This window comes from Aeromonas sp. s2, from assembly GCF_040907935.1.
GTDB lineage: Bacteria > Pseudomonadota > Gammaproteobacteria > Enterobacterales > Aeromonadaceae > Aeromonas > Aeromonas dhakensis.
On sequence record NZ_JBFOCR010000012.1, the window covers coordinates 123,200 to 131,158 of the forward strand.

The following is a 7,959-nucleotide window of genomic DNA, read 5'->3' on the forward strand; positions in this document are numbered from 1 at the left end:
GTTTAACGATGGCGAAACTGCATGATTACTACAAATCAGATGTAGTAAATGAACTGACCAAGCAGTTCGGTTACAAGACTATCATGCAAGTCCCTCGGATCGAGAAAATCACCCTGAACATGGGTGTTGGTGAAGCGATCTCTGACAAGAAATTGCTGGAAAATGCTGCTGCCGATATGGCTGCCATTTCCGGTCAGAAGCCGCTGATCACCAAAGCTCGCAAATCTGTTGCGGGCTTCAAGATTCGTGAAGGCTACCCGATAGGTTGTAAAGTAACCCTGCGTGGCGAGCGTATGTGGGAGTTCCTGGAACGGCTGATTTGCATCTCCGTACCGCGTATCCGTGACTTCCGTGGCCTGAACGCTAAAGCGTTCGACGGTCGTGGTAACTACTCCATGGGCGTGCGTGAGCAAATCATCTTCCCGGAAATCGACTATGACAAGGTCGATCGCGTTCGTGGTCTGGATATCACCATCACCACTTCCGCGAATACCGATGAAGAAGGCCGTGCTCTGCTGGCTGCCTTTAACTTCCCATTCCGCAAGTAAGGTTAGGGTTATGGCTAAAACATCCATGAAAGCACGTGAAGTAAAGCGTGCGAAGCTGGTAGCCAAGTACGCGACCAAGCGTGCCGAGCTCAAAGCTATCATCGTTGATATGAACGCTTCTGAAGAAGCGCGTTGGGATGCTGTTCTGCAACTGCAACAGCTGCCCCGTGATTCCAGTCCGTCCCGTCAGCGTAACCGTTGCAACATTACTGGTCGTCCGCACGGTTTCCTGCGTAAGTTTGGTCTGTCCCGCATCAAGGTGCGTGAGCATGCCATGAAGGGCGAAATTCCGGGCCTGAAAAAGGCCTCTTGGTAAAGAATCTCGGGAGTTAGACTATGAGCATGCAAGATCCGATCGCGGATATGCTGACCCGCATCCGTAACGGTCAGGCGGCGAGCAAAGTTGCGGTTTCCATGCCTTCTTCCAAGCTGAAAGTGGCTATTGCCAAAGTGCTGAAAGAAGAAGGTTACATCGCTGGCTACTCCGTAGCTGGTGACGTGAAACCGGAACTGGAAATTGAACTGAAATATTTCCAGGGCAAGCCGGTTGTAGAACTGATCCAACGCGTGAGCCGTCCCGGCCTGCGTATTTACAAGCGCACTACTGATCTGCCGAAAGTTATGGGCGGTCTCGGTGTTGCTATCGTGTCCACGTCTAAAGGTGTGATGACTGACCGTGCTGCCCGTAAAGCAAGCATGGGCGGTGAGATCATCTGCTACGTCGCTTAATAGGAGGTAGGAAATGTCTCGTGTTGCTAAGGCACCCGTCACTATTCCTGCTGGCGTAGAGGTGACTCTGAACGGCCAGGAACTGTCCATCAAAGGTGGTAAAGGTTCCCTGGTTCGCTCTATTCACGCCGGTGTAGAAGTGACCAAAGAAGACAATGTACTGAAGTTCGCCCCGCGCGACGGCATCGCTGGTGCTGACGCTCAGGCCGGTACTGCCCGTGCATTGGTCAACAACATGGTAATCGGTGTTACCCAAGGCTTCGAGCGCAAGCTGCAGCTGGTTGGTGTAGGTTATAAAGCCTCCATCAAGGGCAATGCTGTTGCGCTGGCTCTGGGCTTCTCTCACCCGGTAGAGCATGCGCTGCCGGCTGGTGTGACCGCTGAGTGCCCGACTGCCACAGAAATCGTTCTGCGTGGTGTCGACAAGCAGCTGGTTGGCCAAGTCGCCGCCGATATCCGTGCTTACCGCGCTCCGGAGCCCTACAAGGGCAAGGGTGTACGCTATGCCAACGAGCAAGTGCGTACTAAAGAAGCTAAGAAGAAGTAAGGTAACACTATGGACAAGAAAGCAGCTCGTCTCCGTCGTGCTACTCGTGCTCGGAAAAAGATGCAGGAACTGGGAGCTACCCGTCTGGTTGTTCACCGTACCCCGCGTCACATCTATGCGCAGGTTATTGCAGCCAACGGTTCCGAAGTTCTGGCCTCTGCTTCCACAGTAGAGAAGGCCATCAGTGAAGCTATTAAATACACCGGTAACGCTGATGCAGCGACCGCGGTAGGTAAAGCAATCGCTGAGCGTGCTATTGCCAAAGGCGTTCAGAACGTATCTTTCGATCGTTCCGGTTTCAAGTATCACGGTCGCATCGCTGCTCTGGCAGCTGCTGCACGTGACGCTGGTCTTCAGTTCTAAGCTAGGAGTCGAAGATGGCTAAAGTCGAATCTCAAGCCGGCGAACTGCAAGAAAAGCTGATTGCAGTAAACCGTGTTTCGAAAACTGTTAAAGGTGGTCGTATCATGTCCTTCACCGCGCTGACCGTGGTGGGTGATGGTAACGGCCGTGTAGGTTACGGTTACGGTAAAGCCCGTGAAGTTCCGGCCGCTATTCAAAAAGCGATGGAACAGGCTAAGCGTAACCTGAACAAGGTTGAGCTGAACAACGGCACCCTGCACCACCCGGTGAAAGGTGTTCACTCCGGTTCCACCGTGTTCATGAAGCCGGCCTCTCAAGGTACTGGTATCATCGCAGGCGGCGCTATGCGTGCCGTTCTGGAAGTTGCTGGTATCCACAACGTGCTGGCTAAGACCTACGGTTCCACCAACCCAATCAACGTTGTTCGCGCCACTGTAGACGCTCTGGTTCAGGGTCAATCCCCGGAACAGATCGCTGCCAAGCGTGGTCTGCGCGTTGAAGAAATTCTGGGGTAATGCGACATGGCTAACACTGTAAAAGTAACTCAAACTCGCAGCTCTATCGGCCGTCTGCCAAAGCACAAGGCGACTCTGCGTGGTCTGGGTCTGCGTCGCATTGGTCACACCGTTGAGCTGGAAGATACTCCCTGCGTACGCGGCATGATCAACCAGGTTTATTACATGGTTAAGGTGGAGGGCTAAGCATGCGTCTGAATACTCTGTCTCCGGCCGCTGGTTCCAAGCGCGTTAAGCACCGTCCGGGCCGTGGTATCGGTTCTGGTCTGGGCAAGACCGGTGGTCGTGGTGTTAAAGGTCAAACCTCTCGTTCCGGTGGCGGCAAAGTCCGCAACGGTTTCGAAGGCGGCCAGATGCCTTTGAAAATCCGTCTGCCGAAGTTCGGTTTCTTCTCTCGCAAATCTTTGGTTTCTGCCGAAGTACGCCTGAACGAAATCGCCCTGGTAGAAGGTGATGTGGTCGATGTGAGCACTCTGAAGCAAGCCGGTGTTATTACCAAAAACATCGTGTTCGCTAAAGTTGTTCTGTCTGGCAACATTGACCGTGCTGTGACCGTTCGTGGTCTGTCCGTCACCAAGGGTGCACGTGCAGCCATCGAGGCCGCTGGCGGTAAAATCGAGGAATAATCAGTACAATGGCTAAGAAACCAGGATTGGATGTTAAAGCACAGGGTGGTCTGAGTGAACTGAAGAGCCGTCTGCTCTTCGTTCTCGGGGCGATTATCGTTTTCCGTGCAGGCTCTTATGTGCCGATTCCTGGTATTGACGCCGCCGTACTGGCCGAGTTGTTCCAACAACAGAAGGGCACCATCATTGAGATGTTCAACATGTTCAGTGGTGGTGCACTCTCGCGTGCTTCTATTCTTGCGCTGGGGATCATGCCGTACATTTCGGCCTCGATCATTATCCAGCTGCTGACTGTGGTTCACCCCGCTCTTGCTGAACTCAAGAAAGAAGGTGAATCCGGCCGTCGCAAGATTAGCCAATATACCCGTTGGGGCACGCTGGTTTTGGGAACTTTCCAGGCCATTGGTATTGCAACCGGTCTGCCGAATATGATGCAGGGACTCGTGACTCATCCGGGTTTGGGCTTCTATTTCACAGCCGTTGTGAGTCTGGTCACCGGTACCATGTTCTTGATGTGGTTGGGTGAGCAGATTACCGAGCGTGGGATTGGTAATGGTATCTCGTTGATTATCTTCACAGGTATCGTTGCTGGTCTGCCTCATGCCATTGGCGCTACGGCCGAACAGGCACGTCAAGGGGAATTGCACATCCTGCTGTTGTTGTTGCTGGGCTTGATTGTTTTCGCAGTGACTTACTTTGTGGTGTTCGTGGAGCGTGGTCAGCGTCGTATCGTCGTTAACTATGCCAAGCGTCAACAAGGCCGCCAGGTATTCGCAGCGCAAAGCACACACCTGCCGTTGAAAGTAAATATGGCCGGTGTGATTCCTGCGATTTTCGCATCCAGCATCATCCTCTTCCCGGGGACCATTACCTCTTGGTTTGGTCAGGGCGAGGGCAAGGTCGCCGATATCCTGCAACAGGTCTCTATGGTCCTGCAGCCGGGTCAGCCCTTGTATGAGATGCTCTATGCAGCAGCCATCATCTTCTTCTGCTTCTTCTATACCGCGCTGGTGTTCAACCCCCGCGAGACAGCAGATAACCTGAAGAAGAGTGGAGCCTTTATCCCGGGGATCCGCCCGGGCGAGCAGACAGCACGTTATATCGATAAGGTTATGACCCGCCTGACATTGGCAGGTGCGCTCTATATAACCTTTATCTGTCTGGTACCCCAGTTCCTGATGACTGCCTGGAACGTTCAGTTCTATTTCGGTGGCACCTCGCTGCTGATTATCGTGGTAGTTATCATGGACTTCATGGCTCAGGTTCAGACCCATATGATGTCTCATCAATATGGCGACGTCCTGAGGAAGGCCAACCTGAAGGGCTACGGCCGCTAAAGGTCGGCGTAGTTACGGAGTTAAGCAATGAAAGTTCGTGCTTCCGTTAAGGCAATCTGCCGTAACTGCAAAATCATCAAGCGTCACGGTGTGGTGCGTGTGATTTGCAGCGAGCCAAAGCATAAACAGCGCCAAGGCTAATTTTTTACGGTTAGTACTTGCAACAAATAGTTGTGCTGGCTAATATAGCCAGCCAACTTTTGTTGTGTATTGGTTGACCGCCACGTATCCGCTCACGGGCTTTGTGGTGGTCGTAATCTACTATATGTAGGAGTGAATAGTGGCCCGTATCGCTGGCATTAACATTCCTGACCATAAGCATGCAGTCATCGCTTTGACTGCTATTTATGGCGTCGGTCGTACCCGCTCCAAGGCCATCTGTGCCGCAGCCGGTATCGCTGAGAATGTGAAAATTAAAGACCTGGACGAAGCTCAGATCGAGAGTCTGCGTGAACAAGTAGGTAAATTCACCGTTGAAGGTGACCTGCGTCGTCAGATTTCCATGAACATCAAGCGATTGATGGATCTGGGTTGCTACCGTGGTTTGCGTCACCGTCGTAGCCTGCCTGTTCGTGGTCAACGTACCAAGACCAACGCTCGTACCCGTAAGGGTCCGCGCAAGGCTATCAAGAAGTAACGGGAAGGTAGAAAATGGCTAAAACTCCGACTCGTGCTCGCAAGCGCGTTAAAAAGCAAGTGAGCGACGGTATTGCGCACGTTCATGCATCTTTCAACAACACAATCGTGACCATTACTGACCGTCAGGGCAACGCTCTGTCTTGGGCTACTTCTGGTGGTTCCGGTTTCCGTGGTTCTCGTAAGTCCACCCCGTTCGCTGCTCAGGTAGCTGCCGAGCGCGCTGGTGAGATGGCCAAAGAATATGGCGTGAAGAACCTGGAAGTCATGGTTAAAGGTCCGGGTCCCGGTCGTGAGTCTTCCATCCGCGCTCTGAACGCGGCTGGTTTCCGCATCACTAACATTACTGATGTGACTCCGATCCCGCACAACGGTTGTCGTCCTCCCAAGAAGCGCCGCGTGTAACGCTGTAGCTACTTGGTCTAGGATTGTTGGAGAAAGAAGATGGCAAGATATATCGGTCCTAAGCTTAAGCTTAGCCGTCGTGAGGGCACCGACCTCTTCCTGAAGTCTGGTGTTCGTGCGATTGATTCTAAGTGCAAGATTGACACCGTTCCTGGTCAACACGGTGCGCGTAAAGCGCGTCTGTCTGACTACGGTGTTCAGCTGCGCGAGAAACAAAAAGTTCGTCGTATCTACGGCGTATTGGAAAAACAGTTCCGCAACTACTACCGCGACGCTGCCCGTCAAAAGGGTAACACCGGTGAAAACCTGTTGCAGCTGCTGGAAGGTCGTCTGGACAACGTCGTCTACCGCATGGGCTTCGGTGCTACCCGCGCTGAATCTCGTCAGCTGGTGAGCCACAAGGCCATCATGGTAAACGGTCGCGTTGTGAACATTCCTTCTTTCCAGGTTTCCCCTGAGGACGTGATCTGCGTTCGTGAGAAGGCTAAGAAGCAAGCGCGTATCAAAGCTGCCCTTGAGGTTGCTGGTCAGCGCGAGAAGCCGACTTGGGTAGAGGTTGATGCCGCTAAAATGGAAGGTGCTTTCAAGCGTCTGCCAGAGCGTTCCGACCTGTCTGCCGACATTAACGAACAGCTGATCGTCGAGCTTTACTCCAAGTAAAGCTAGCTTCTAAAGAGAGGACACAATGCTGGGTTCTGTAACAGATTTTCTTAAACCGCGGCTAGTTGACATCGAGCAAGTTAGCCCGACTCATGCGAAAGTGACTCTTGAGCCACTCGAGCGTGGCTTTGGTCACACGCTGGGCAACGCCCTGCGTCGTATTTTGCTGTCTTCTATGCCCGGTTGTGCAGTTACTGAAGTCGAAATTGACGGTGTACTGCATGAGTACAGCAGCAAAGAAGGTGTACAGGAAGACATTCTTGAAATCCTGCTCAACCTGAAAGGTATCGCTGTGAAGCTGGAAGGCAAGGACGAGGTAACTCTGTCCCTGACCAAGTCTGGAACAGGCCCCGTTACCGCTGGTGATATCACTCACGGTGATGAAGTCGAGATCGTAAACCCGGAGCACGTAATCTGTCACCTGACTGGTGCCAATGCTGAAATCAGCATGCGCCTGAAAGTTCAGCGCGGTCGTGGTTATGTGCCTGCTTCTGCTCGTGTTCACAACGATGATGAAGAGCGTCCTATCGGTCGCCTGCTGCTGGACTCCGCGTTCAGCCCCATCGTTCGTATTGCCTACAATGTTGAGGCAGCACGGGTTGAACAGCGTACCGACTTGGACAAGCTGGTCATCGACATGGAGACCAATGGTACCCTGGATCCTGAAGAAGCCATCCGTCGTTCTGCCACTATTCTGGCCGAGCAACTGGAAGCCTTCGTGGATCTGCGCGATGTCAGCGTGCCCGAGAAGAAAGAAGAGAAACCCGAGTTTGATCCGATTCTGCTGCGTCCTGTCGATGATTTGGAGCTGACAGTTCGTTCTGCGAACTGTCTGAAGGCAGAAGCTATCCACTATATTGGTGATCTGGTACAGCGTACCGAAGTTGAGTTGCTTAAGACTCCTAACCTCGGTAAGAAGTCCCTGACTGAGATCAAGGACGTGTTGGCCTCCCGTGGTCTGTCTCTTGGCATGCGCCTTGAGAACTGGCCGCCCGCCAGCATCGCTGACGAGTAATCCAGATTACGGGTTTCACAGATTTAGTTAGAAGGATAAGGTCATGCGCCATCGTTTGAGTGGTCGTCAACTGAACCGGAACAGCAGCCATCGTCAGGCTATGTTCCGCAACATGGCCAGCTCCCTGGTTCGTCATGAGATCATCAAGACGACTCTGCCTAAGGCAAAAGAGCTGCGTCGTGTAGTTGAACCGCTGATCACCCTTGCCAAGACTGATAGCGTTGCTAATCGTCGCCTGGCATTTGCCCGTACTCGCGATAACGCGATCGTGGCTAAGCTGTTCAATGAACTGGGCCCGCGCTACCTGGAGCGCGCCGGCGGTTATACTCGCATTCTGAAATGCGGTTTCCGTGCTGGCGACAACGCCCCTATGGCTTACATTGAGCTGGTAGACCGCCCGGCCGCTGCTGAAGCAGCTGCTGAGTGATAAAAGAAAAAGCCGGGCTTGTCCCGGCTTTTCTTTTAGTTGATTCTGATACTGCCTCAACTGCCTCAACTGCCTCAACTGCCTCAACTGCCTCAACTGCCTCAACTGCCTCAACTGCCTCAACTGCCTCAACTGCCTCAACTGCCTCAAC

General features: G+C 52.9%; 15 protein-coding genes. All 15 read left to right on the forward strand.

Translation table 11 applies throughout. From position 1 onward, the window contains the following. Positions 1 to 8: 8 nt before the first annotated feature. The 15 genes from rplE (at position 9) to rplQ (ending at position 7,808) form a co-directional block, all read left to right on the forward strand. Positions 9 to 548: a 50S ribosomal protein L5 gene (rplE, locus tag AB5Y81_RS10295; RefSeq protein ID WP_005307978.1), complete on the forward strand. Its 540-nt coding sequence runs from the start codon at positions 9 to 11 to the stop codon at positions 546 to 548. Between the two features lie 10 nt (positions 549 to 558). Then, positions 559 to 864 (forward strand): 30S ribosomal protein S14, encoded by a 306-nt coding sequence (gene rpsN / locus AB5Y81_RS10300; protein WP_005307979.1) that lies wholly within the window; start codon positions 559 to 561, stop codon positions 862 to 864. 20 nt (positions 865 to 884) lie between these two features. Further along, positions 885 to 1,277: a 30S ribosomal protein S8 gene (gene rpsH / locus AB5Y81_RS10305; protein ID WP_005307980.1), complete on the forward strand. Its 393-nt coding sequence runs from the start codon at positions 885 to 887 to the stop codon at positions 1,275 to 1,277. Positions 1,278 to 1,290: 13 nt separating this feature from the next. After that, entirely contained in the window at positions 1,291 to 1,824 is a 534-nt protein-coding gene (rplF, locus tag AB5Y81_RS10310) for a 50S ribosomal protein L6 (RefSeq protein ID WP_005307981.1), read from the forward strand. A gap of 9 nt (positions 1,825 to 1,833) precedes the next feature. Beyond that, on the forward strand, positions 1,834 to 2,187 hold the full coding sequence (rplR, locus tag AB5Y81_RS10315) for a 50S ribosomal protein L18 (protein WP_011704317.1): 354 nt from the start codon (positions 1,834 to 1,836) through the stop codon (positions 2,185 to 2,187). Between the two features lie 14 nt (positions 2,188 to 2,201). Continuing rightward, positions 2,202 to 2,702, forward strand: coding sequence for a 30S ribosomal protein S5 (gene rpsE / locus AB5Y81_RS10320; RefSeq protein WP_005307983.1), 501 nt, complete (start codon positions 2,202 to 2,204; stop codon positions 2,700 to 2,702). Positions 2,703 to 2,708: 6 nt separating this feature from the next. Further along, on the forward strand, positions 2,709 to 2,888 hold the full coding sequence (gene rpmD / locus AB5Y81_RS10325; RefSeq protein ID WP_005307985.1) for a 50S ribosomal protein L30: 180 nt from the start codon (positions 2,709 to 2,711) through the stop codon (positions 2,886 to 2,888). 2 nt (positions 2,889 to 2,890) lie between these two features. Further along, a complete protein-coding gene (gene rplO, locus AB5Y81_RS10330; protein WP_005307987.1) occupies positions 2,891 to 3,328 on the forward strand; it encodes a 50S ribosomal protein L15 in 438 nt (145 codons plus the stop codon). Between the two features lie 8 nt (positions 3,329 to 3,336). Beyond that, the gene (gene secY / locus AB5Y81_RS10335) at positions 3,337 to 4,665 is read left to right on the forward strand and encodes a preprotein translocase subunit SecY (RefSeq protein ID WP_005307989.1); all 1,329 of its coding nucleotides are present in this window, start codon (positions 3,337 to 3,339) and stop codon (positions 4,663 to 4,665) included. 27 nt (positions 4,666 to 4,692) lie between these two features. Continuing rightward, positions 4,693 to 4,806 (forward strand): 50S ribosomal protein L36, encoded by a 114-nt coding sequence (rpmJ, locus tag AB5Y81_RS10340; protein WP_005319705.1) that lies wholly within the window; start codon positions 4,693 to 4,695, stop codon positions 4,804 to 4,806. A 139-nt stretch (positions 4,807 to 4,945) separates the two neighbouring features. After that, positions 4,946 to 5,302 (forward strand): 30S ribosomal protein S13, encoded by a 357-nt coding sequence (gene rpsM / locus AB5Y81_RS10345; protein WP_005307991.1) that lies wholly within the window; start codon positions 4,946 to 4,948, stop codon positions 5,300 to 5,302. Positions 5,303 to 5,316: 14 nt separating this feature from the next. Next, positions 5,317 to 5,706, forward strand: a complete 390-nt coding sequence (gene rpsK / locus AB5Y81_RS10350) for a 30S ribosomal protein S11 (RefSeq protein WP_005307993.1) — start codon at positions 5,317 to 5,319, stop codon at positions 5,704 to 5,706. Positions 5,707 to 5,745: 39 nt separating this feature from the next. Beyond that, the gene (gene rpsD, locus AB5Y81_RS10355; RefSeq protein ID WP_005307996.1) at positions 5,746 to 6,366 is read left to right on the forward strand and encodes a 30S ribosomal protein S4; all 621 of its coding nucleotides are present in this window, start codon (positions 5,746 to 5,748) and stop codon (positions 6,364 to 6,366) included. Between the two features lie 25 nt (positions 6,367 to 6,391). Beyond that, complete coding sequence (gene rpoA, locus AB5Y81_RS10360) at positions 6,392 to 7,381, forward strand: DNA-directed RNA polymerase subunit alpha (protein ID WP_005307997.1); 990 nt, start codon at positions 6,392 to 6,394, stop codon at positions 7,379 to 7,381. A 43-nt stretch (positions 7,382 to 7,424) separates the two neighbouring features. Then, on the forward strand, positions 7,425 to 7,808 hold the full coding sequence (gene rplQ, locus AB5Y81_RS10365) for a 50S ribosomal protein L17 (protein ID WP_005307999.1): 384 nt from the start codon (positions 7,425 to 7,427) through the stop codon (positions 7,806 to 7,808). The last annotated feature ends 151 nt before the right edge of the window (positions 7,809 to 7,959 follow it).

Coding starts and splice junctions, on each gene's coding strand:
- rpmD (WP_005307985.1), top strand. CDS start 2,709: ATGGCTAACACTGTAAAAGTAACTCAAACTCGCAGCTCTATCGGCCGT.
- rpsD (WP_005307996.1), top strand. CDS start 5,746: ATGGCAAGATATATCGGTCCTAAGCTTAAGCTTAGCCGTCGTGAGGGC.
- rpsE (WP_005307983.1), top strand. CDS start 2,202: ATGGCTAAAGTCGAATCTCAAGCCGGCGAACTGCAAGAAAAGCTGATT.
- rplF (WP_005307981.1), top strand. CDS start 1,291: ATGTCTCGTGTTGCTAAGGCACCCGTCACTATTCCTGCTGGCGTAGAG.
- rplO (WP_005307987.1), top strand. CDS start 2,891: ATGCGTCTGAATACTCTGTCTCCGGCCGCTGGTTCCAAGCGCGTTAAG.
- rpmJ (WP_005319705.1), top strand. CDS start 4,693: ATGAAAGTTCGTGCTTCCGTTAAGGCAATCTGCCGTAACTGCAAAATC.
- rpsN (WP_005307979.1), top strand. CDS start 559: ATGGCTAAAACATCCATGAAAGCACGTGAAGTAAAGCGTGCGAAGCTG.
- rpoA (WP_005307997.1), top strand. CDS start 6,392: ATGCTGGGTTCTGTAACAGATTTTCTTAAACCGCGGCTAGTTGACATC.
- rplR (WP_011704317.1), top strand. CDS start 1,834: ATGGACAAGAAAGCAGCTCGTCTCCGTCGTGCTACTCGTGCTCGGAAA.
- rpsH (WP_005307980.1), top strand. CDS start 885: ATGAGCATGCAAGATCCGATCGCGGATATGCTGACCCGCATCCGTAAC.
- secY (WP_005307989.1), top strand. CDS start 3,337: ATGGCTAAGAAACCAGGATTGGATGTTAAAGCACAGGGTGGTCTGAGT.
- rplQ (WP_005307999.1), top strand. CDS start 7,425: ATGCGCCATCGTTTGAGTGGTCGTCAACTGAACCGGAACAGCAGCCAT.
- rpsK (WP_005307993.1), top strand. CDS start 5,317: ATGGCTAAAACTCCGACTCGTGCTCGCAAGCGCGTTAAAAAGCAAGTG.
- rplE (WP_005307978.1), top strand. CDS start 9: ATGGCGAAACTGCATGATTACTACAAATCAGATGTAGTAAATGAACTG.